The following is a 25,297-nucleotide window of genomic DNA, read 5'->3' as shown; positions in this document are numbered from 1 at the left end:
TGTCATATGTTTCTTTTTGATTTTTTTATCTTTTTTTTCACCTTTTCCGATAGTGGATATTTCGCTTAAATGGACATTATAGATATCATGCAAACAAATAGGGAAAAATTAAATCGCTTTTTATCGGGTAAATATTCATTCAATGACTATTTATCCATATCCTCTTATTTCAAAAATGAAGAGTGTAATGAAGAATTAAAGAAACAAATGGAGGTGGAGTGGAATGAAACTAAACCGACTGAGGATAACAAGGAACGCCTGGCTGGAATTTTGAACCGTTTGCATGATCATATAAATAGTACAGGCAGAATAAAAGAAACTGTCTTTCAATCGTTTTACAATGTATTCTCAAAAATTGCCGTTGTTTTACTGATTCCTGCTTTAATTACCGTCGGTGTTTTATCTTACTTTTCAATTAATTCTCCTAAAAAGGTTGAATCCTGGGCTGAAATTCATTCTCCAATTGGATCCAGAGTGAAATTCCAGTTGCCGGATGGAACTCAAGGATGGCTGAATAGCGGATCCTCCATTAAATATCCAGTCAATTTTGCACAGAATCGGAAAGTTGAGATGTCCGGCGAAGCCTGGTTTGATGTTGTACATATCAATTCGGATGGATTTAGGGTACTGACTCCATATCTTGATGTTAAGGTATTGGGTACTCAATTTAATGTGAATGCATATGATGATGATATAACTACCGGGGTTATCTTGGAAAGAGGAAAAGTAATTGTTCTTGGTAAAGATGAAAGTGTGAAAGGGGAACTTGATCCTAACCAGCAACTGATTTATAACAAATCAACAAAAAAACTTGTTAAATCAAGTATTGACGCAAAAAGCTACACAAGTTGGAAAGAAGGATTGCTGGTATTTAAGAATGCTACTATGGCAGAAATAGCAAAAAGACTGGAACGAAGATATAATGTGGAAATAATTCTTCATGGTGATGCGTTGAAAGCCTCTATATTCAGAGCTTCATTTCAAGATGAAAATCTCGAAGATATTTGCAAAATGTTATCAACTGTGGCTCCCATACAGTATAAAATTCACAAAAGACTACAACAACCAGACAGCACTTTCCTAAAAAAGAAAATAGAAATGTGGTTAAAATAAAATATAAAACAAAAAAAATGCCTATGACAATGTTATAAAAAAAACAGGGAGGTATTTGCACTACCTGCCCTGTCGATTAATTAGAATTTAACTTTAAGAAGTAGTAAATCCGTTAATTACAAATTTATGAAAAAAAACAAAACCTACAGGCTGCTGGAAGACAACGGCTTGTTAAAAATGCTTAAGATTATGCGTTTTACCATTTTTATCTTATTAGTTTCTGTATCGCAAACGTTCGCGGTTAAATCTTACGCTCAATTGACTAAAATATCATTAGACATGACGAATGTAAGTGTGGAAGAAGTTATTGATCAAATAGAAAGTAACTCAGAGTACTTTTTTATGTATAATAATGATTTGATTGATGTTAGCCGTAAGGTAGATATCAAGGTCGAAGAAATCAAGATTGATCAGGTATTGGATAAACTATTTGAAGATACTGATGTTTCTTATTCGATTCTCGATCGCCATATCCTGCTGGTGAACAGTGAGGGAAAAGAAAAAAACAACTTGCAGCAAAAGTCAGTTTCTGGAAAAATCAAAGACTCTTCCGGTATTCCGCTACCAGGAGCAACTGTACTTGTAAAAGGTACTACAAACGGTACAATAAGCGATATTGACGGAAATTATGTTCTTTTAAATGTTCCAGCTGACGCAATTCTTGTGTATTCATTTATTGGAATGAAATCGCAGGAAATTTCTTTTGATGGAAGTGCAAACGTTAATGTAACATTAACCGAAGAAACAATCGGGTTGAATGAAGTGATAGCTGTTGGTTATGGCACACAGAAAAAAGCAAATTTGACTGGAGCCGTAGGAAGTGTTCAGATGGGGGATATGGAAAGCAGACCTTTGACTAATGCCAGTTTGGCTTTACAAGGTACTGTTTCTGGAGTATATGCTTTGCAAAGTTCAGGAAAACCAGGAGATGATGATGCGGTTATTTCCATTAGAGGTGTTGGAACATGGACTGATAATTCACCATTGGTACTGATTGATGGATTTCCTGGCAATATGTCTGATGTTAATGCAACTGACATTGAATCAATATCAGTATTAAAAGATGCAGCATCTTCTTCCATTTATGGAAACAGGGCTGCCAATGGAGTTATTTTGATTAGCACAAAAAAAGGAACTGCCGGCAAGATGAAAGTGAGCTATAACGGCTATTTTGGCGTACAGAAAGCAACCCGTTTGCCAAGTGTTTTAAATTCGGTAGAATATGCCACTCTTCGTAATGAGGCATCGGCAAATTCAGGGAGTGTTCCAAATTACACCGATGAAGATATTCAAAAGTATGCAGCACACAATGACCCAATGTATCCTGATATTGATTATTTTAAAGTTTACTATGGTCAGGCAAATACACAGAATCATCGTGTAAATATGTCTGGTGGTAATGAAAATGTGCAGTACGCGTTTATGCTTGGGCATTTAAATCAAGATGGTATTATGGTAGCAACCAGTTACAAAAAGACCGATTTTCGTTCGAACATAGATGCTTTTTTCTTAAAAGATAAAAAATTAAGGCTGTCTACTAAATTGGCTGGTAACCTTGGTGTTAAAGGTGAGCCTACCAGTGTTTGGAATGCTACATGGTATGCCACACTCGCCCCAATATATCCCCTTAAAAACGCAGATGGAGAGTATATGAGCGTAAACGGGGAATTAAATCCTTATGCCGAAATTAAAACTGGTAGTACAGCAGAAACGAAACGCTATAATTTTAGTGGGCAGGTTGAAGCTGAATATGAAATTGCTAAAGATTTAAGTGCGCAGGTAACATATGGATATAATGTTGTTACATCAAACGGGAATCGTTTTAATGCGAATGTAGTATTAGCAAATAAGGACGGAAGTTCAAAAACAGAATCATCAGATTTGGATGTTCGTAATAATACAGATGTTCAGACAATGTTGACTTCTTTATTGAAATACAACAAAAAATTTGGAAAACATGAGTTAAAATTGTTGGCCGGTTATTCTGAAGAAGAGTTTACTTACGATTGGCAAAGTGGCTATAGAAAAAACTTTGTTAACAATGACCAGCGAGTACTCAATCTTGGTGATGCTGCTACTCAGAAAAATAATGCCGGAAGTTACGACCTTGGTTTGCGATCCTACTTCGGGCGTATAAATTATGTATTTGATAACAAGTACTTGTTTGAAGCTAACATTAGAAGAGATGGATCTTCGCGATTTGCTTCAGGAAATCAGTGGGGAACGTTTCCATCTTTTTCAGGCGGTTGGATTATTTCGAAAGAAGATTTTATGCAAGATGCTAATTGGCTTAATTTCTTGAAGCTACGTGCCTCTTGGGGACAGCTTGGAAATGAGAAAATACCAAACTATTATAACGGGAGTGATATCTTGCAGTCAGGTAAAGATTATTCGCTTGGAGGTGCCCTATATTCAGGTGTGGCTTTAGAAGATATGATCAATAAAGATTTATCATGGGAAACATCAGAACAATTGAATTTTGGTATAGATATGACATTGAGAAATGGCATGGAACTGACCGTTGATTATTTTGACAAAAAAACAAAAGGTTTACTTTTAGATCGACAAATTCCATGGACTATGCAATTGAATGCACCTTTCGTAAATGCCGGTGAAGTTCAGAATAAGGGAATTGAAGCTTCTTTAACCTACCGGAAAACGTTTTCAAATGGTCTTAAGTTCCGTACTACGTTTAACGCATCTCACGTTGTAAATAAAATTACAAAAATGGATCCGGAGAAACTTACTTCTCCCAAGGCTCAAAAAGTGGGGGACGCCATTAATTCATTTTATGGCTACAAGATGGATGGAATTTATCAGGTCTCTGATTTTGACTATGATGGAAGTACGTATACTTTAAAGCCTGGTGTTGTTTCTGTTTCAAACTATGTTGCGCAGCCGGGAGACATTAAGTTTAGAGACCTTAACGGCGATGGCGTTGTAGATCAGAATAACGACAGAACAGTAATTGGGAAACAATTCCCGGATCTTACTTATTCGTTGAACCTAAATTTGGAATGGAAACAATTTGATTTTAGTGCATTCTTTCAAGGTGTACAAGGCATTGATGGCTATTTTTATTATGAAATTGCTACGCCATTTAGTGGTGTTGCCAATCTAGGCTCATGGTGGAAAGACAGATGGACACCTGAAAATCCATCCAACACTATGCCACGGGTAACTTTAGACGAATATCGTACGAATGTTCATTCGTCTTTCTATGTGGAAGATGCATCCTACCTCCGTTTGAAGAATATTGAATTGGGGTATACCCTTAGTCCTGAAATTGTTTCCCGAATCGGATTAGGTTCCGTACGAATTTATGGAAGTATCCAAAATGCTTTTACCATCACGAATTTTAAAGGTTTTGATCCTGAGCAAAAAGTTGATCAAACCAGAGCTGAGGCTTTTCCTCAGGTTCGTGTGATGACTATGGGTATAAATGTTAACTTTTAAAAGATCCTAACGATGAAAAATACAAATAAGATCATTACTATATTTTTTCTTTTATCAGTTTTGTTTGGTTGTTCAGACGATTTTCTCGATAAAACGCCTCTTGATAGGTTGTCCCCTAACACATTCTATAAAAACGAAACCCAGGCTAAAATGGCACTGATGGGTATTTACAATGCCATTCAGCCAAATGCCACACCAACTCATTTTTATCAGTTTGAATTTATGTCGGATAACGGTTATTGTCAGGCAGCATGGCAGGGTTCAAATGAAATTGGCTCATGGAGTACCAATTCAAACAGCTGGGCTCCGAATGCAAAATGGCAACAAGATTATAAAATCCTTACCAGGGCAAATCAATTTATGAAAGACATCAGCACAGCTCCGGTAAGCGACGAAGTGCGAACTCAGATGGTGGCGGAAGCAAAATTTTTACGAGCTTATGCCTATTCTGATTTAATTACTTTTTTTGGAGATGTGCCACTTATAACCGAGGTGCTGACACTTGATGAAGCCTACGTGTCACGAAATGCTAAAAGTGAAGTTCTTACTCAAATTCTTTCTGATTTTACTGATGCTATCGCTGTATTACCAAAATCTTATTCTGAGGTAGGACGTGCGACTAAAGGTGCAGCATTGGCCTATAAAGCAAAAATCTTGCTTTATAATGAACAATGGGATGAGGCTGCACAAGCAGCTAAGGATGTTATGGATCTTGAGGTTTATGATTTTTTCTCAGACTACTCTGGTCTTTTCACAGAAGCCAAGGAGAATAATAGTGAAGTTATTTTTGATATTCAATACACAACAAATCAACCCCAACCATGGCCGGCAGAGCCATTTGTTCTGGGTACCTGGCAAACATCGAACATTACAGCCGATATGATTAATTCATATTACATGACCAATGGGTTGCCGATAACAGATGCAACATCCGGTTACAATGATCAGGATCCTTATACAAACAGAGATCCAAGACTTGCTAGTACTGTAGTTCTGCCGGGTTCAACATATGGCGATGCTACTTTTATTCCTGCCAGTTATGCTGAATACCCTTGTGGCGCCAAACCACGTAAGTATGCGGAGTATGGAGTTGCCGACGTTAACACCAGTACCCTGAATACGATCTTGATGCGATATGCAGACATCTGCTTGATGCGTGCTGAAGCGCTAATCGAATCTGGTAGTACGGATCAGGAAATTTATGACCTGATTGATGCTGTTCGTGCAAGAGTGGGAATGCCTGCTGTTGAATCTGTTGAAGGAACCGGGCTTAACCAAACTCAACTTCGTGAAATAGTAAGACATGAAAGAAGAGTCGAATTTTGCATGGAGGGAACACGGTATGCAGATATGCTGCGTTGGAAAGATGAATCCTTAGTACATGATGTGTATGGTTATGACAAATCGAAATTGTCTGATCCTTCAGATCCTGCTAATTGGGTGTTTGAACAAATTAAAATAACTACCATAAATTTTAATGCAGCCAAGGGGTGGTTGTGGCCAATACCTCAAGGAGACATTGATATTAATGAAAATTTACTCCCTAATAATCCCGGGTATTAAAAATATCAATTAATAAGGCTAAGCCAAGGTCTTTTTTAAGATCTTGGCTTTTGTTTTTGAACTAATTCTTACGCTTTTTGGTTCTTATTGATCCACAAAATAAACCACTGACAAGATTTGCAAATGGAATCGATTTCATTCATTTTAAAATCAAATTTCCGGGAATTTTAAAATAGATATGAATCGAAATTAATAAGTATAGATTTTTAATAGTTAATAAAACTTTTATTGTCGAATAAAAAAACATTTCGACAAAAACATCGATTAATGAGAGGAAATTCACAAATGGGTTCGCTTAAAACTTGCAAATTCCAAAAATATACATTTCAGAAAATCAATTTGTAAATTAAATGGTAAGGTCTGTATTGGTTGTCGCATGGTGTATAATACGCATCTCCAAATTATAAGCAATAATTTGACCTCCCTGTGTGGCAACTTCCTATATTTTTTATTTATTTTCGGAATTCGTATATTAAAAAGTATTTTAAACCTTTTTTTTTGAAAGTGTGAATAAATCAAAACTAATGGACAGGTCGTATGGTAAATATTTGTAATGGAAATGTTATTTCTGCGAGAAAAATTCACTCTTAAAGCAATACTTTCAGCTGAATCTGTTAAATACAGTTTCTCGCTATCTGTTTTTAATTCGTTTGTCCAACAAGCTGCTGCAACCCAAAAACCAATAGTAACTCAAAGAAACAAATTATGCGAAAAATTATTTACCTGTCTTTTATTTGCTTGTCAATATGGATGGTTTCTTGCGCTCCTGACGGATATGAGAAAACTCAATTTGGAATAAAAGCAGCGGTTGATTCAACCGAAATTGAAGTACAGTTTTTCTCACCTGAAATTGTTAGGATTATCAAATCGAAGCAAGGCTTCAATTTCGAAAAAAAATCTCTTTCGGTAATTAAATCGCCGGAAGCACAACTACTGGAAATAAATAAAACAGATCGGTTGATTATTGTAAAAAGCAGCGCACTTCAGCTGACCCTCGATCTTGTAAGCGGTAAGATTGAATTTGCTGACCTGAACGGAAATGAATTGCTGGCAGAAAAAGAAGCCGGTTCCAGATTTACTCCGTTTGATGATGCCGGCAAAGCCAGTTTCACGGTAAAACAAGCCTTTGCATTGGAAAATGATGAAGCACTTTACGGACTTGGGCAGATTCAAAATGGCAAGCTGATGCAAAGAGGCCAAACCCTCGAAATGAAGAACTCAAATCTGAATATTACGATCCCTTACTTCTATTCCTCAAAAGGTTATGCTCTTTATTGGGATAATTATGCCGTAAACACTTTTGTAGATAATGATGAAGAAACTTCGTTTGAGGCAATTGGTGATTGTGCCGATTATTATTTCATGTATTCAGGGATAGGAACAAAGGCAGTGGCACAAATGCGAGACTTAACAGGTCAGGCGCCCATGATGCCATTATGGACATTTGGATATTGGCAATCCAAAGAACGCTATAAAAATCAGGACGAGCTGGTAAATGTATTGAAAGAATACAGAAAATTGCAGGTTCCGATTGACGGAATGATTCAGGATTGGCAATACTGGGGCAAAGACAGTATGTGGAATGCCATGACTTGGAAACCAATTGAATATCCTAACCCGAAAGTCATGGCTGATCAGGTTCACGGAATGAACGGTCACCTGATGGTGGTTGCATGGCCTGGATTTGGTCCGTTAACCAAGCAATACAAAGAATTTGAGTCGAAAGGCATGCTCATCAATTTTGATACTTGGCCACCCAATGGAGGCGTTAAACCTTATGATGTTTATAACCCGGAAGCCCGCGATATTTATTGGGATTATTTGAACAAGGGTGTATTCTCGATTGGAACAGATGCCTGGTGGCTTGATTCTACAGAACCTGACCATATTAATGTGAAAGAGAGCGATTTTGTAGAACCTACTTTTCTTGGGTCATACCAATCGGTGTCTAATGCTTTCTCTCTGGAACATACCAAAGGAATTTACGATCATCAACGGGAAACGACCTCTGAAAAGCGGGTGTATATTTTAACCCGTTCATCATTTGCCGGACAGCAACGAAATGGTGCCAATTCATGGTCGGGAGATACCGGTTCCAGTTGGGAAAATCTGGGAAAACAAATTCCGGCTGCCGTAAACTTCTCATTGAGTGGTGTACCATATTGGAATGCAGACATTGGGGGTTTCTTTGCCGGCAGATTCAATAAAGACGGTGGTGCTAAAAATCCTGAATATCAGGAGCTTTATGTGCGTTGGGCTCAGTTCGGTGCATTAACTCCAATGATGCGTTCGCATGGAACAGATATTCCTCGTGAAATTTATCAGTTTGGTAAACGAGGAAATTGGGCTTTTGATGCCATTGAAAAGATGATTAAGCTGCGTTACCGAATGCTTCCTTATTTGTATTCAACAGCTTGGCAGGTAACCAGCAATTCAGGTTCGTTTATGTATGCGTTGCCCTTGCTTTTCCCTGATGATAAAAAGGTTGCTGATTTGAATGATGAATATGTATTTGGTCAGTCTCTGTTGGTAGCACCTGTTATAAAACCTATGTATACCGGTAAAAATAATGATAAGGTTTTCAGTAATTTTAGTAAAACCGATATTCGCCGGATTTATCTGCCTGCCGGGACTGAATGGTTTGATTTTTGGACAGGCGAGAAATTGGCTGGCGGTCAGGAAATAAACCGAGAAGCACCAATTGATCTGATCCCATTGTATGTGAAAGCCGGTTCTATTTTACCATGGGGCCCCGAAGTGCAATATGCATCAGAGAAAAAGTGGGACGATCTGGAGATTCGTATTTATCCCGGTGCTGATGGTGAATTTACTTTGTATGAAGATGAAGGAGACAACTACAATTACGAAAAAGGAGCTTATTCAACTATTTCTTTCAAATGGGACGACGCACAGCAAACATTGAGTATTTCAGACCGAAAGGGAGAATTCTCAGGCATGTTGTCTGAACGTCAGTTTCGTTTGGTCTTGGTGAATTCAATTTCAGGAACTGGTTTGGCAGAAAATACTCCTGTGAGAACAGTAACATACATCGGTAAAGCTCTGTCAGAAGAACTTTAAATCATTGTTTAATATGAATACAAACCGCAGAAATTTTCCAAACAAGCCTGTATGGCAGAAGGATTTTTCTGTGGTTTTTTCTTTTGGGGGTTTGATTTAAAGTCTAACTCTCTTTTGGGAAATTAACAGGCGACTTCATTATTTCATCATATAGATTATTTATCTGTTGAAATAATGAGATATGGGGATAGAGAAGAATTTGGTGATCTGTTTAAAAGTGTTCTTCACGTTTATAGAATTTGTGAATATTAATATGTTTACATGCAGCTATTTTTGATTAAGTGACTTTTTTGTTTTTCGAATAGTGGAAATTGATCTTAAATGGACACTATAGGTATGGCATATTCAGAGTGCCATTTAGATTTTTGCATTGATTCTTTTCTTTATTCTGAAGAACATCCAATTAAAGTTGTGCAGATATTGAAGAAAACGTATTTTGTACTTTTATTTTGAACTTTACAATTTAATAGAACCTAAACCCAAAACTGAAATGAGATCATCTATTTTTTTCTTATCCATTTTTATACTGGCTTTCTTTACTTCCTGCCAACCTAAAAAGACGATTAAAACTTTCAATAAAGACGAATTTAAATCCTGGGCACAAACTCCACCTATGGGTTGGAACAGTTGGGATTGTTATGGTCCAACCGTTGAAGAACATGAGGTGAAAGCCAATGCTGATTATATGGCTGAAAAACTAAAAGCTTATGGTTGGGAATACATTGTGGTGGACATTCGCTGGTTTGTCGAAAATGACAAAGCAGGAGGATACAACCAAACCGATCCACACTATGTGATTGATGAATACGGACGTTACCAACCTGCGGTAAATCGGTTTCCTTCAGCAAAAGACGGTAAAGGGTTTAAAGAACTAGCTAACTACATTCACAATAAAGGTTTAAAATTTGGGATTCATATCATGCGTGGAATCCCGAAAGTGGCTGTGGAAAATAAATTACCGATTAAAGGAACAGATGGAATTACAGCCGATCAGGTCTATTCTACTGAGATGCAGTGTAAATGGTTGAAGGACAATTATACAATTATAGCAAATAAACCAGGTGCACAGGAATATTATAACTCGATTTTTGAATTGTATGCCGAATGGGGGGTTGATTTTATTAAAATTGATGACTTGTCGCGCCCATATCATCAAGGGGAAATTGAACTGATTCGAAAAGCGATTGACCAGTGTGGTCGTCCGATTGTACTTAGCACTTCACCGGGCGAAACACCGATTGAAGCAGGGAAACATGTGCAAAAGCATGCCAATATGTGGAGAATGGTTGACGATGTTTGGGATACCTGGCCACACATCACTCATTTAATGGATATTTGCCAAAAATGGTATCCTTACATCGCACCTGGCACCTGGCCCGATTGTGATATGATTCCATTGGGACGCATCTCTATTCGCGGGGAACGTGGAAATGACCGCATGACCCGTTTGAGCAAGGATGAACAATATACGCTGATGACTTTGTTCTCAATTTTCAAATCACCTTTAATGTTTGGAGGTGATCTTCCAAGTAATGATGAGTTTACACTTTCCTTGCTGACTAATAAAGAAGTGTTGGAAATGCACCGCGTAGGAATTAATGTACATCAGCTTTTTCAAAAGGATGGAAAGCTTGCCATTACTTCTAAAAATTCCATTACCGGTGATGTATATCTTGCCCTTTTCAATATCTCGGATTCGCCTGTGGAAGTTGCTGTCGAGATAAATGAAATTGGCGTAGATTCAAACTGTAAGGTGATTAATTTGTGGACGGGCGAAGAAATCAGTACGACTTCGGATACATTTGGCCGTGAATTAGATGCTCATGCTTGTGGATTGTTCAAATTAAGACAGTAAATAATTTTAAGACAGAAATATAATACTCTATGAAACGATTTTATTTATTGCTGAGCCTGATTGTTTTATCGTTATTTCAGACCGTGTTCGCTAACGAACCCGATTCAGCTTATGTGTTTTCTTATGCTACAGTTAAAAATAACGGCAGCAACGGATTGCATTACGCCTGGAGTACCGATAAAAAAAACTGGCATGGCATTGGTCCGGAATATAGATTCCTTTTCAGTGATTTTGGGCGTTGGGGAAGTCAAAAAAGATTGATCACACCCTATCTATTTCTGGATCAGAAGGAACAGTGGCACTGCATTTGGACTTTAAATGAAGAAGTCGGGCAGTTTGCACATGCAGCCACCAGCGATTTATTTACCTGGGGCAGACAAGCCTATCCTTATGTAATGGACAAAGGCAATGTTCTTTTGCCGGAAATTTCCTTTCAGACTGGTTCAGGAAATTATCTGATTAGCTGGCTGAGCGATCAGGATGGAAATCAAAAGGTATATAAAACAACGACTACAGATTTTAGAACCTATACAACGACAGTTGAAGGAAGCGAAAGTGATCGTTTAAACGACCGCGTTGTTGTTATGATTGATGGTGAAAAACAAACAGGTATCATTCAAAAAACATCATGGAAAACAATTGATGGTTTGATTAAACATTATGAATGGAGTCAGTACCATGAACAACAAAGAAATGAAAGTCTGAGTGAAGATTCTCAACGATTCAAATCATTAAAAGCGCTGGATGCTGAAATTTCCATCGATTTGGAAAAAAGTAAGTCCATTAGCGATTTATTGATTGGAATATTTTTTGAAGACATCAATTATGCTGCCGACGGTGGTTTGTATGCCGAATTAGTTCAAAACCGTGGATTTGAATATACTCTTAGTGACAGAGAAGGGCATGACAAGAATTGGAATAGTACAACGGCATGGAATTTCACCGGTGATAAAAACAGCTTCAATATTGATACGGTCACTCCAATCCACTTCAATCAAAAACACTACGCTGTTTTATCTATTAAAAAGCAGGGTGAGGCCTTGGTTAACGAAGGTTTTGATGGCATTCCTATGAAAGCCGGTGACAAATACAATTTTTCTGTTTTTGTTCGCGGATTGGATGGGGCTAAAGGGAAATTACTGATTCGTTTGGTAGATGAAAACGGGAAAGTATATGCTGAAGCTTTCAGCAAAAGCATTAGTGCTGATTGGAAAAAACAGGAATTTGTGATCATTGCAAACGGTGATTGTGATAAAACTCATCTGGAAATAGTTCCGCAATTTACGGGCAAAGTGGCATTGGATATGGTTTCTCTTTTTCCAAAGAATACATTCAAAGGGAGAAAGAACGGCTTGCGGGCAGATTTGGCTCAAACAATTGCTGATATTCATCCTCGCTTCATCCGTTTCCCGGGTGGTTGTGTGGCCCATGGCGACGGTCTCAACAACATCTATCGCTGGAAAAACACGATTGGCCCGCTGGAAGCCCGGATGCCGCAACGGAATATCTGGGGGTATCACCAAACTGCGGGCTTGGGCTATTTTGAATATTTTCAGTATTGTGAAGATACCGGGGCTGAACCATTGCCGGTGCTGGCTGCAGGTGTGCCCTGTCAGAACTCCGCAACCGGAGGTGACGGACAACAAGGCGGCATTCCAATGTGCGACATGGGTGATTATGTGCAGGAAATTCTCGACCTGATTGAATGGGCCAATGGGGATAAAAATACCACATGGGGAAAACGAAGAGCTGAAGCCGGCCATCCTCAGCCTTTTAATCTTAAATACATTGGAATTGGAAATGAAGATCTGATTACTGATATTTTCGAGGAACGTTTTACCATGATTTTCAAAGCTATTCAGGAAAAATATCCTGAAATCACAGTGATTGGTACTGTTGGCCCAACTTATATGGGCACCGATTACAGAGAAGGCTGGGAATTGGCTGTAAAATTAAATGTCCCAATGGTAGACGAACACTACTATCAGTCTCCTGGCTGGTTCTTAAATAATCAAAACTATTACGACAAATATGACCGTTCCAAACCCAAAGTTTATTTAGGAGAATATGCAGCACACATAGCCGGCCGTAAAATGAATATTGAAACAGCACTTTGCGAAGCATTGCACCTGAGTAACGTTGAACGCAACGGCGATGTGGTTAGCATGACATCTTTTGCACCGTTACTGGCCAAAGAAGGACATACGCAATGGAATCCGGATCTGATTTATTTCAACAACACAGAAGTGAAGCCTACGGTTGATTATTACATACAAAAGCTTTATGGTCAAAATTCAGGCGATGAATATATTCCTTCAACAATCACTTTGTCTGATAACCGGAAGGAACTAAAAAAACGAATAATTTCATCGCTGGTGCACGATAGTAAAACAGGTGATTATATTTTGAAACTAACTAACCTGTTGCCGGTTGAAGTGAACTCAACGATTAATTTGGAACAACTTCAGATAAAAGAAACAGAAGCAGTTGTAACAATTTTAAAGGGTGAACTTATCAACGAAAACTGCACTCCGGTAAAAAGTTCAATGGTTATCAATAAACAGTTTAATTATCATATACCTGCGCACTCCTTCTCTATCATTCGAATTAAATCAGAATAAAAATAATATTTACTAAAATGAAATTAAAAAAACAGATTAAAAGGCCGTTGATATTTATATCACTCTTCATTCTACCTTGTTTTTCGATCTTCGCTCAGAATAATTTTGTGATTGATGTAAAGAATGTTGGTGCAGAAATACAGCCTGAAATGTACGGCGTGTTTTTCGAAGATATCAACTTTGGTGCCGATGGCGGATTGTATGCAGAGTTGATTAAAAATCGTTCTTTTGAATTTGAACATCCCTTTTTAGGGTGGACCCCTTTTGGTGATGTAAAAGTTCAGCAGGAATCGCCTTGTTTCGATAAAAATCCAAATTATGTCCGTTTTAACGAAAAAGGTCTTAGAACAGGTACCGGACTCGAAAATAATGGTTTCACAGGCATTGGATTTCATCAGTATGATGAATATTTGTTTTCATTTTATGCGAGATCAATTAGCAATGATGAAAATAAATTTAAGGTAGAATTACTAAATGCCGGCAATGCTGCAATTGGAACCAGCGAAATTTTAGTACAAGGAAATGCCTGGAAAAAATATACGTGTACAATAAAAGCTAAGGAAACTGAAGCAAAAGGTAAAATCCGATTTATTTTGGAAACAGCAGGAACAGTTGATGTAGACCACATTTCTCTATTTCCGAAAGAAACATGGAAAGGCAGGAAAAATGGATTGCGCAAGGATCTTGCTCAGGCATTATATGACTTGCACCCGGGCGTTTTACGTTTTCCAGGTGGATGTATTGTTGAGGGAAATACCTTAAAAACCCGTTATCAATGGAAAAATAGTGTTGGTCCTGCTGAGAACAGACCTTTGAATATCAACAGGTGGTTTTATACTTTCAAATATCATTTCTTTCCGGATTATTATCAAAGCTACGGTTTAGGCTTTTTTGAATACTTTTTGCTTAGCGAGGATATTGGAGCAGAACCTTTGCCTGTATTAAGCTGCGGTTTGGCTTGTCAGTACGAAAGTAAAGAGTGCGTTGCGGTTGACAGCCTTGATTCATATATTCAGGATGCTGTCGATTTAATTGAATTTGCCAATGGGAAAGTTAGTACTAAATGGGGAAAAATGCGGGCAGAAATGGGACATCCCGAACCATTTAATTTGAAAATGATTGCTATTGGCAATGAGCAATGGGGAGATGTATATGTAGAGCGACTGGAGAAATTTGTGAAAGTAATACGGGAAAAGCATCCTGAAATTAAGATCGTTGGAGGTTCCGGTCCTTCTTCTGATGGCAAGCAGTTTGAATACCTGTGGCCTAAAATGAAAGAATTAAAAGTTGATCTTGTTGATGAGCATTATTACAAAAATCCTGAATGGTTTTATAAGAATGCAAAGAGATATGATACATATGACCGAAAAGGGCCAAAAGTTTTTGCCGGTGAATATGCAGCACACGATTCAGATAAGGCAAATAATTTGCGTGCAGCATTGGCTGAAGCGGCATTTATGACAGGATTGGAGCGAAATGCTGATGTCGTTCACATGGCAACTTACGCTCCGTTATTCGCCCATGTTGATGCATGGCAATGGCGTCCGGATATGATCTGGTTCGATAATCTTTCTGCTGTTTGCACTCCAAATTATTACGTTCAAAAAATGTATGCTAAAAATGCTGGAACAAACGTGCTTTCAATAAAATCGAAGGATGAAAACATTACAGGACAAGATAGTTTGTATGCAAGTGCCGTATTGGATCATGAAAACTTAGAGATAATCGTTAAAGTGGTAAATATATCTTCTGTTAATCATGAAATAAATATCAAACTGGATGGATTAAAAAAATCATTTGAAGACAAAGAGGTGAAAATAACTTGTCTGCATTCTAATAATCCTGACTCACAAAATACATTGGCTGCTCCATTGGCAATTGTACCGGGAAATTATTCCATTAGCTCTGAAAAAAACAGCTTTAAACTTTCGGTAATGGGCAATGCTTTTTATGTGTGCCGTCTAAAAATTAAACAATAAATCTAAACTTGAAATATATGTTTTCAAAACCAAAAAAACACATGATATTAATTTCCGGACTCTGTTTTTTTGTATTCAGTGTCTTGTTTGGCTGTAGCTCTGATAAAACAGGAAATGATACCAGTGCCTATTTATTTGCCTATTTTACAGGCAATGCTCCCGGCGAAGAAGCCATTCATTTTGCAGTAAGCGAAGATGGTTATCACTATCGGGCTCTCAATAACAATAAGGCAGTAATTGATTCAAAACAAATCAGTACTTCGGGTGGTGTGCGCGATCCTCATATTTTGCGCGGAGAGGATGGAAAAACCTTTTATATGGTAGCTACCGATTTGTATGTGCCGGAAATGGGTTGGAAAAATTATGCTATGGTACTGATGAAATCTACCGATTTAATTAATTGGACTTCTTCAGTTGTGAATATTCCCAAAGCTTTTCCTGATCAGTTTGGCGATGTCTGGCGAGTTTGGGCTCCGCAAACCATTTATGACGAAGAAGCCGGCAAATACATGGTTTATTTTTCGATGATTCAGAAAGATGGTCCTGATATAATTTATTATGCCTATGCCAACAGCGATTTTACGGCTTTGGAAGAAGCACCCAAACAGCTGTTTTTTAATCCTGCAAACAATGCCTGTATTGATGCAGATATCATAAAAAAGGACGGTAAGTTTTATTTATTTCATAAATCGGAAAGTGGTGACCCTGGCATTAAATTGGCTGTTTCAGATAAATTGACTGAAGGTTATGAGTTCGTAAATACAGATAGAGTGGACAGAGAAACGGAAAATGTTGAAGGTTCTGGTGTATTTAAATTAAATAATTCCAATGAGTGGATATTGATGTACGATGTATACGGACTTGGGCGTTATCAGTTTACAAAAAGTTCAGATTTTGAAACCTTTACTGTAATCGATCAGGATATTTCGATGAACTTTCACCCAAGACACGGTACGGTGATGCCAATTACTGATAAAGAATTAAAATTACTGGTATCAACTTACAGCAATTACGACGATTTACTGGTTGATGCTAAATCTCCAGTGCTGAAGAAAAACAATGTCTGTTTTAAAAGTGAAGATAAAACAATCTATTTGCCTGTAAAAACCGGAGCAGACATGAATCATTTCGATCCGGAATTCAAAGCCTTTTCAGGAATCTCTTATAGTCCTAAAGGGCCACAGGATTTCTCGAAAGGATCGGTGAAATACACGTTTAAAATTGATGGAAAAGAAAGTCAAAGCTTCGAGGTATCGGTTTCTGAAGATCACAACCCTGTTTTAGAAGGTTACAAAGCCGATCCTGACATTCTGTATTCTGAGAAAACAGGCAAATATTACATTTACCCAACCAGCGATGGTTTCAATAACTGGTCGGGTTATCAATTCAGTGTGTTTTCATCGGATAATTTAGTTGACTGGACTGACGAAGGTGTTATTATCGATCTGAAAAAAGATGTTAGCTGGGCCAATCGAAATGCCTGGGCGCCCTGTATTGTCGAAAAGAAAATTGACGGACAGTACAAGTATTTCTATTATTTTACTGCAGCACAAAAAATAGGTGTGGCTGTAGCCGATAACCCTACGGGGCCGTTTGTTGACAGTGGAAAAGCATTAATTGATAAAAAGCCAAAAGGAATTACAAATGGGCAGGAAATTGACCCGGATGTATTTACCGATCCAAAAACCGGCAAAAGTTACCTGTATTGGGGGAATGGTTATATGGCCGCAGCCGAATTGAATGATGATATGGTTTCTATCAACGAAAAAAACACAAAATTGATGAATGTTGATAACACTTATCGTGAAGGCAGTTATGTGATTTATCGCAATGGTACGTACTATTTTATGTGGTCGGAAGATGATACCCGAAGTCCGAATTACAAAGTACGTTATGCCACTTCAGATTCGCCGATGGGAAAATTGACGATTCCAGAAAATAACATTGTAATCCAACAAGATAAAGATCAGGAGATTTATGCCACAGGACACAATTCAGCCATTCAAATTCCAGGCAAAGATGAGTGGTATTTGGTATATCATCGTTTTACCCGTCCGAAAGGAATTACAATGGGACGAGCCGGTGGATTTCACCGCGAAGTGTGTATTGATAAATTGGAATTTGATGCCGATGGAAGTATTAAAGAAGTAAAGCCAACTCTTTCAGGTATCGATGCTGTTAATTAAGGATGGATTGCTGAGTGTTTAATTATCAAATACTGTACACGATGAAAAAATTGTTTTTATATACGATCCTTTTGTTCACATTCTTACTGAATGCTTGTTCGCCCCAAAAAAGTGAAGGAACATTTGAAGTTGGAGATAAAACATTTCTGCTTAACGGGAAACCATTTGTTGTTAAGGCAGCCGAAATGCATTATCCCCGCATTCCGAAAGAATATTGGGAGCAGCGCATCAAGATGAGTAAGGCTCTAGGCATGAATACAATTTGCCTGTATGTTTTCTGGAACATTCATGAACCTGAAGAAGGTAAATACGATTTTACCGGAAATAATGATGTGGCAGAATTTTGTCGTTTGGCTCAAAAGAACGGGATGTATGTGATTGTTCGTCCCGGACCATATGTGTGTGCCGAATGGGAAATGGGAGGTTTGCCCTGGTGGTTGCTTAAGAAAAAAGATATTAAGCTGCGCGAGCAAGATCCCTATTTTATGGAAAGGGCAAAACTATTTATAAACGAAGTAGGAAAACAGCTGGCCGATCTCCAGATTACCAAAGGTGGAAATATATTAATGGTGCAGGTTGAAAATGAATACGGTTCTTTTGGTACAAATAAGCCCTATATTCAAGATATCCGCGATATCGTAAAAGGTGCAGGATTTAATGATGTCCTATTATTTCAGTGCGATTGGAGTTCCAACTTCCAGAACAATGCATTGGATGATTTGCTGTGGACCGTTAATTTTGGGACAGGAGCCAATATCAATGAGCAGTTTAAAAAACTGAAAGAGCTTCGTCCTAATACGCCTCTTATGTGCAGTGAATTTTGGTCAGGCTGGTTTGATCATTGGGGAGCAAAACATGAAACCCGAAGTGCAGCCGATTTGGTGAACGGAATGCAGGATATGTTGGATCAGAATATCTCGTTTAGTTTATATATGACTCACGGCGGAACCAGTTTCGGACACTGGAGTGGTGCCAACTTTCCTAATTTCTCGCCAACTTGTACATCGTACGACTACGATGCGCCAATTAGCGAATCAGGAAGAACAACTCCCAAATATTTCGAAGTTAGAAAATTGCTGGAAAAATATTTGCCTGAAGGTGAGTTGCTAAGTGAAATTCCCGATTCAATACCAACCATTAGCATACCAGCTTTTGAATTGGATGAAACAGCTCTCTTGTTCGACAATCTTCCTGAACCAAAAATGAGTGAAGACATTAAATCAATGGAATTTTTTGATCAGGGATGGGGAAGTATTTTATACCGGACCAAGCTTGAAAAATCGGATAAACAGCAATCTTTAGTGATAACTGAAGCTCATGATTGGACACAAGTTTTTATCGATGGTGAAAAAATAGCTTCTCTTAGCCGGCTAAGAGGAGAAAATACAATTTTATTGCCTCCTGTAAAAGAAGGTGCCGTTCTTGATATTTTAGTTGAGGCCATGGGACGGATGAATTTTGGCAAAGGGATTTACGACTGGAAAGGGATTACAGAGAAGGTTGAAATAAAATCGGATAAGGAAGTAAAGGCACTAAAAAACTGGCAGGTATACAGTATTCCTACCGATTACAGTTTTGCTAAAAACAAGCATTATACCAAGCTGACAAATTCTGAAAAACAACCTGCTTTTTATAAAGGAAGGTTTGTGGTTGATAAAAAAGGAGACACTTTTCTGGATATGAGCAACTGGAGCAAGGGCTTGGCCTGGGTGAATGGACATGCCATTGGCCGCTATTGGGAAATTGGCCCACAACAAACACTTTACGTTCCGGGATGTTGGTTAAAAGAAGGTGAGAATGAAGTGATTGTTTTTGATTTGGCATCGCCGACAGAAGCTAAAAGCCAAGGATTGCGCCACCCAATATTAGATGTTTTAAAAGGAAATGGAGCTTATGCCTGCCGTAAACCAGGAGAAACTCTTGATTTAGCGAATGAGACGCCGATTTATAAGGCTTCATTTACAAAAGGAAATGGTTGGCAGCATATTAATTTTAATAAACAAGCGAACACCCGCTACTTTTGTTTGGAAGCCTTAAATTCCTTTGGAGACGATAATTTTGCTTCCATTGCCGAACTGGAAATTCTTGGTAAAGATGGCAAACCCTTATCGCGACAGCATTGGAAAGTAATATATGCCGATAGTGAAGAATTAGATGCGGCCAATAATACGGCAAGCAATGTATTCGATTTACAGGAGTCAACCATATGGCATACAAATTACTCAACAACCAAAGCAGGTTTTCCACATCAGATTGTAATTGATTTGGGAGAAGAAAAGCTTGTTACAGGGTTCTGGTATTTGCCTCGTGCCGAAGAGGGGAAACCGGGTATGATAAGAGATTATAAAGTATATCTAAAGCAAACGAGGTTTAAATTATAAAAGCAGAAAAAACACAAGATGAACAACAGTAAAAACCATTATTCCTTAGCTGGAATAATGGTTTTGTTTTTTCCTCGTGTATACGGATAAACGAAAGTGAGTTCTCAGAACTAAATGAATACCATCACCACAAAGAAAGTCTGATTTTGTTTCGTTTTTATATATTCACTTAATAATTGTTTTCTTCAGCAGATAAATTAAGGTGCTCCGCTAAATCATCACAATAATTATTTTATTAAATTACATCATCAGATGATAAAATTCTTTCTTCTGCTGAATAAAATAACACATTAGATGTCATCTGATATAATTATTCTTACAGCTGATATTATAATTTAATTCGCAGATTATATAATCTATTCATCTGACTTATATATTTATTACGCAATAGATGTTATTTTATATGCTGATGCATTAATAAGATCAGCAACAATTCTATAATTCCTAAATTAAAAGGAAAAAAGAAGCCAGCATTCCTGCAAATTAGGGACAACTGGGATCAATCGATTCACTCTCTGTGCTACTCTGTGTTCTCCGCGCACTGAAAATCAGAGATTAACAGCAGAAATTAAATAGAGCTGACCACAAAGGACAAAGGGGTGCGCGGAGAAGAAAACACCATTTTCAGAACTGAACAGAGCATCTGTTTGAGGAAAAAGGAGAATGTTCATAATTCTGTGTCAAACTATTTCAGGATAAGTCACAATCGGTATTACTGTTTTTTTGAAATTCACTTGGCGTGATGTTGAACTCCGCTTTAAAGCAGGATGCAAAATATTTAGGATCTGAGAAACCTACAGAATATGCTACTTCTGAAATGCTAATGTGATTTGATTTTAACATTTTGGAGGCATGTTTTAGTTTAATGTTACGAATAAATTCAATAGGCGATAATCCTGTAATTGTTTTAATTTTCCTATATAGTGTTGATTTGGATAGGTTTAGTTGTCCGGCAAAAGAGTTGATGTCAAACTCTGTTTCCGTTAAGTTTTTTTCAATAATGAGAATGGCATTTTTTAAAAATTGTTCATCCATTGACGGATAATCTAATGAAGAGATATTTATTTCTTGATTAGATTTAAATTCCTGTTGCTGCTGTTTCTTTTGCAAAGTGAAATTCTGGATTCGTGCCTGTAACACATTTATTTCAAAAGGTTTGGAGATGTAGGCATTTGCTCCGGCATTATAACACTCAATACGATCATCTATGCTGTTTTTGGCGGTAAGAAGAATAATCGAAATATGATTTGTTTCTATATTGTTTTTTAGTGTTCGGCACAGCTCGAGGCCATCCATTTCGGGCATCATTACATCACTAATAATTATATCTATATCCGTTGATTTTACGAGCTCAATAGCTTCTAAACCATTTTGGGCCGTTAATACGTTATAAGATTTGAGCAGGCGTTTTTGAATTATTTTAAGTAGTTCAACATTGTCTTCAACCACCAAGATATTTATGTTGCTGATTTTTGAAGATGTTTCCGGATATTCCTGAAGTTTATCATCTATATTATTTAAATCTAAACTTTGTGCTTCCGGATATATTTCTTCAATTGTATAACTTTTTTTATCAATAGGAATCTCTATGCAGAATGTGGAACCAGTTTTTGGTATGCTATTAACGGATATTTTCCCGTGATGAAGTTCTACTAAATCTTTTGTCAGAGATAAGCCAATCCCATTTGTTTCGCTTACATCAGTTGTTTTGTTATTATAAAATCGCTGAAAGATATGTTCAATATCTTCGGGTTGAATTCCTATGCCTGTATCTGATACTTTAATCGAAATAAATTCTGTGTTTTCTCTGATGAGAAGAGTAAGCTCAACAATAATTTTTCCATTTCGAGGGGTATATTTAAAAGCATTTGATAGAAGATTAAACAGGATTTTATCCATTTTATCAGCATCAAAATAGGCGCTTATTTCTTGAGGTGTTGAATTTAATTCAAATAGAATATTTTTTTTATCAAACATTGGTATAAAGTGGTTGTAACAGATATCATTTATAAAGGATGAAATGTCCGCCTTTGCAACACGCAATTCCATTTTACCACCTTCCACTTTTCTGTAATCAAGTATTTGCTGAAGTAATCTTTTGAGTCTGACAATGTTCGATCGTATAATTCCAAATTCGGGCATGTTTTTTTGAACTGTGGTTTCAATATCATCTATCAAACAATTAATTATCGTTAAGGGGGTTAACAGGTCATGAGAAATATTTGTAAAATATTTTAGTTTTGTTTGGGTGATTTCCTCAGATTTACTTTTCTCTATTTGGGTGATTTTTACTTCATTTTTCAATTTACTTCTACCCAGAATTATTTTGAACAGCAGGAATATTCCTAGAGTGAAAGACGAAAAATACAGGAGGTATGCAATGTTTGTTTCATAGTATGCCGGTTTACGGTCAATCGTAAGTTTTGTGATGTTAGTACTCCATAGGTTATGTGCATCAGTAGCTTTAATACAGAAAGTGTAATGTCCTTTTTTTAATTGATTGTAAACCGCAAATTGTCTGTCGTTTTTAGGATAAACCCAATCATTATCTACTCCTTCCAATTTATATGCATACTTTATTTTTTTTGCATTTATATAGTCGAGAGTAGAAAAATAAATTTCAATGTTTTTATCCTCTGGTCTTAAAACAAGAGAGTTGTTTTTGCTATCGAATTCAACCTCATTGTTTTGGCTAAGGATCGATTTGTTTTGTACTTTTATATCTGTAATTTTTGTTTGTACTTTAGTTAAGGGAGAGTTTAATTTTTCTGAAGGGATAAAACGTGAGTATCCTCTGTTTCCACCAATATATATGTATTTTGAATCTATTGTTTTACAGAAAGATCCTTTGAGATGTGAATTGATTTGAACTCCATCAGAGGCTGAATAGACAAAATAGGCATTGTTTTTTGGATTAAATTCTATTATTCTTTTATAGGTAGTAATCCAAATATTATTGTATTTGTCTGAAATAATATCTAAAATAGCTTCTCCTTTTAGTCCGCAATCTACAGTTCTGTTTGTAAATGATTTATCAGTAGCATTGTATGCAATTAAACTACCTTCTTTTGTGCCAATCCAAATGTTTTCACTCAAATCGGCAGTAATGGATTGGATATGGTCACTCAATAACTTACTTTGAATGTTTTCGATTTCTAAATTGGAAATTTCATCTTCTGTTACTATTTGCGGGATAGCTATTTTATATATTCCTTTATTATTAGAGATTATCCATAAGTTATCATTTGTATCCTGCGTTATTTCGTTTATTGAACCGATTTTCTTATTTATCAGAAATATATTCTCAGATCCTCTTGGTTGAACAAATAAGGCGTTCTTGGTACCGATCCAGATATTAGACTTATTATCTTCAAAAATATGATTTATCTGACCAGGGGCTTTGTATGTATTATTTAGAAAGCTTTCTTTTAGAGAAGTAATGTCAGATCCCTTTTTTTTAATTTTTACAATTTTCGTGTTTTGATCATTTGTTATCCATATTTCATTTAGGCTTGAAATATAGATGATGTTATTCGTTTTGAGTAATTCCGGTATATTTTTTAATTTTTCGAATTCTGTGAAGTATCTAATTGTTTTTGTTTCTGGTGAATATATAAATAGACCTAACCTATTTTGGTTAACCCAAATATCCTTATCGTTATCAACACATATTGAGGTGAAAGAGGGGGCTATGTTGTTTTTGGTATTAAGAACATCTATTGGGAAATTACTAATTGCAGGTTTGTCAAAATCAATTTTAAACACCCCTTCGCTAAAGGCTCCAATCCATAAACTACCATCTCTGTCTTTTATAATTTCACTAAAAATATTGTTGGTGTTTTTAAGTAATTCCTGTGTGTTGACTGGAATAAGATCACCTGATTTGTCATACATATATGTACTTAATCCAGACAGAGACATTGACCAAATATATTCAACATTATCGTCCTGAGTAAAGCTAAAGAAGGTTTCTTCTTCCTCAGAATAATTCGTCTTAGGAATTGTTATTTGTGTATACAAATCATCATTTTTTGCATTAGGGGTAAATTTATACAAGCCATCATTCCAGGTACCTATCCAGTAATTATTCTGATTATCCTGAAATATTTTAAATGGATTGTTTGTACGTCCAATTTTAGGGTATTGGATAAATCGATCACTTTCCGTATCATATTTATGTAATCCTTCTTCCCATAATGTTAACCAGATATTATGATATGAATCTTCAAAAAGTTTATTAATTCCGCCATTAGGAATTGATTTTGAGTCATTCTGATTATGCGTATATCTTTTTTTTCTTGAAAAATCAGGATTGTATCTGTACACAGCATTTGATGCTCCAACCCAAATGGTACTATCACTGCCAATTAATATATCACGAATGACCATCGATTGCAATATACTATCAGGATGAGTTTTAATTTGATAGGTGTTTCTGTTTAGAATACTTAAACCTTCATTCGTTCCTATCCAAAGGTTATTATTGTTGTCTTCAGCGATACAGGAAATTTCGTTACTGGCAAATAAGTTTGGAGAATAAATATCTGATCTGAAAATTTTTATTCTATTGCCATCATATCTGCACAGTCCTTCGGGAGTTCCAAACCAAATATACCCTTCGCTATCCTGAAAAATTCGATGAACAGAATTGGAGGGTAATTGATCCATTATTGGCAGTTGAGAAACTGAAATATTCTGCGATTTCACATGATTGTTTGAAGCATATAATAATATCAGGAATGATAATGTTAGTATTTTAAATTTCATGGCTGCGTTTATTTTACTCTTGAATAAGCGATATGTAATTTATGGAACTTTTCTCCTCTGTTAATTAATGTCAAATTCCCCTGATCAAATATTACGATGTTGTTACGATATGGGAAATTAGAGGTGAAGTATATTTTAATTGAAAGTTGATAATACGATTCTTATCTGGTTTTCTAAGGTGAATAATCATTCAAAAAGGATTAAATATCTGTCTTTTTATATCTGAAAGCCTCTGAAATTAAGCGTTGAATGAATTCTCCCCCATTCGGAATGATCTTTCAACTTTTATCCTGACAAA

The 25,297-nt window shown here is 36.7% G+C and carries 10 protein-coding genes; 9 read left to right on the top strand and 1 reads right to left on the bottom strand.

The annotated features are described in order from the left end of the window. Positions 1-87: 87 nt before the first annotated feature. The 9 genes from GQR60_RS00445 to GQR60_RS00405 all read left to right on the top strand — a co-directional run bounded on the left by GQR60_RS00445 (position 88) and on the right by GQR60_RS00405 (position 20,232). Positions 88-1,113: a FecR family protein gene (locus GQR60_RS00445; protein WP_160463374.1), complete on the top strand. Its 1,026-nt coding sequence runs from the start codon at positions 88-90 to the stop codon at positions 1,111-1,113. Positions 1,114-1,239: 126 nt separating this feature from the next. After that, entirely contained in the window at positions 1,240-4,569 is a 3,330-nt protein-coding gene (locus tag GQR60_RS00440; RefSeq protein ID WP_124991057.1) for a TonB-dependent receptor, read from the top strand. Between the two features lie 12 nt (positions 4,570-4,581). Further along, positions 4,582-6,132 carry a RagB/SusD family nutrient uptake outer membrane protein gene (locus GQR60_RS00435; RefSeq protein WP_124991056.1) on the top strand — a complete coding sequence of 517 codons (1,551 nt, stop codon included), beginning with the start codon at positions 4,582-4,584 and terminating at the stop codon, positions 6,130-6,132. Between the two features lie 705 nt (positions 6,133-6,837). Continuing rightward, entirely contained in the window at positions 6,838-9,210 is a 2,373-nt protein-coding gene (locus GQR60_RS00430; RefSeq protein WP_124991055.1) for a glycoside hydrolase family 31 protein, read from the top strand. A 490-nt stretch (positions 9,211-9,700) separates the two neighbouring features. Beyond that, positions 9,701-11,065 carry a glycoside hydrolase family 27 protein gene (locus GQR60_RS00425; protein ID WP_124991054.1) on the top strand — a complete coding sequence of 455 codons (1,365 nt, stop codon included), beginning with the start codon at positions 9,701-9,703 and terminating at the stop codon, positions 11,063-11,065. Positions 11,066-11,094: 29 nt separating this feature from the next. Then, positions 11,095-13,686, top strand: a complete 2,592-nt coding sequence (locus GQR60_RS00420; RefSeq protein WP_124991053.1) for an alpha-L-arabinofuranosidase C-terminal domain-containing protein — start codon at positions 11,095-11,097, stop codon at positions 13,684-13,686. Between the two features lie 17 nt (positions 13,687-13,703). Beyond that, positions 13,704-15,665 (top strand): alpha-L-arabinofuranosidase C-terminal domain-containing protein, encoded by a 1,962-nt coding sequence (locus tag GQR60_RS00415; protein ID WP_124991052.1) that lies wholly within the window; start codon positions 13,704-13,706, stop codon positions 15,663-15,665. A gap of 41 nt (positions 15,666-15,706) precedes the next feature. Beyond that, positions 15,707-17,851 (top strand): family 43 glycosylhydrolase, encoded by a 2,145-nt coding sequence (locus GQR60_RS00410; protein ID WP_124991051.1) that lies wholly within the window; start codon positions 15,707-15,709, stop codon positions 17,849-17,851. Positions 17,852-17,892: 41 nt separating this feature from the next. Next, on the top strand, positions 17,893-20,232 hold the full coding sequence (locus tag GQR60_RS00405) for a beta-galactosidase (RefSeq protein WP_124991050.1): 2,340 nt from the start codon (positions 17,893-17,895) through the stop codon (positions 20,230-20,232). A gap of 690 nt (positions 20,233-20,922) precedes the next feature. On the opposite strand, the gene GQR60_RS00400 is transcribed toward GQR60_RS00405, so the two are convergent. Continuing rightward, positions 20,923-24,999, bottom strand: a complete 4,077-nt coding sequence (locus GQR60_RS00400; RefSeq protein WP_124991049.1) for a hybrid sensor histidine kinase/response regulator transcription factor — start codon at positions 24,997-24,999, stop codon at positions 20,923-20,925. Positions 25,000-25,297 lie beyond the last annotated feature (298 nt).

The organism is Labilibaculum euxinicum (assembly GCF_009795715.1).
GTDB classification, from domain to species: domain Bacteria; phylum Bacteroidota; class Bacteroidia; order Bacteroidales; family Marinifilaceae; genus Labilibaculum; species Labilibaculum euxinus.
This window is presented reverse-complemented; position numbering and strand designations above follow the sequence as displayed.

Coding starts and splice junctions, on each gene's coding strand:
- GQR60_RS00410 (WP_124991051.1), top strand. CDS start 15,707: ATGATATTAATTTCCGGACTCTGTTTTTTTGTATTCAGTGTCTTGTTT.
- GQR60_RS00425 (WP_124991054.1), top strand. CDS start 9,701: ATGAGATCATCTATTTTTTTCTTATCCATTTTTATACTGGCTTTCTTT.
- GQR60_RS00445 (WP_160463374.1), top strand. CDS start 88: ATGCAAACAAATAGGGAAAAATTAAATCGCTTTTTATCGGGTAAATAT.
- GQR60_RS00430 (WP_124991055.1), top strand. CDS start 6,838: ATGCGAAAAATTATTTACCTGTCTTTTATTTGCTTGTCAATATGGATG.
- GQR60_RS00405 (WP_124991050.1), top strand. CDS start 17,893: ATGAAAAAATTGTTTTTATATACGATCCTTTTGTTCACATTCTTACTG.
- GQR60_RS00400 (WP_124991049.1), bottom strand. CDS start 24,999: ATGAAATTTAAAATACTAACATTATCATTCCTGATATTATTATATGCT.
- GQR60_RS00420 (WP_124991053.1), top strand. CDS start 11,095: ATGAAACGATTTTATTTATTGCTGAGCCTGATTGTTTTATCGTTATTT.
- GQR60_RS00415 (WP_124991052.1), top strand. CDS start 13,704: ATGAAATTAAAAAAACAGATTAAAAGGCCGTTGATATTTATATCACTC.
- GQR60_RS00440 (WP_124991057.1), top strand. CDS start 1,240: ATGAAAAAAAACAAAACCTACAGGCTGCTGGAAGACAACGGCTTGTTA.
- GQR60_RS00435 (WP_124991056.1), top strand. CDS start 4,582: ATGAAAAATACAAATAAGATCATTACTATATTTTTTCTTTTATCAGTT.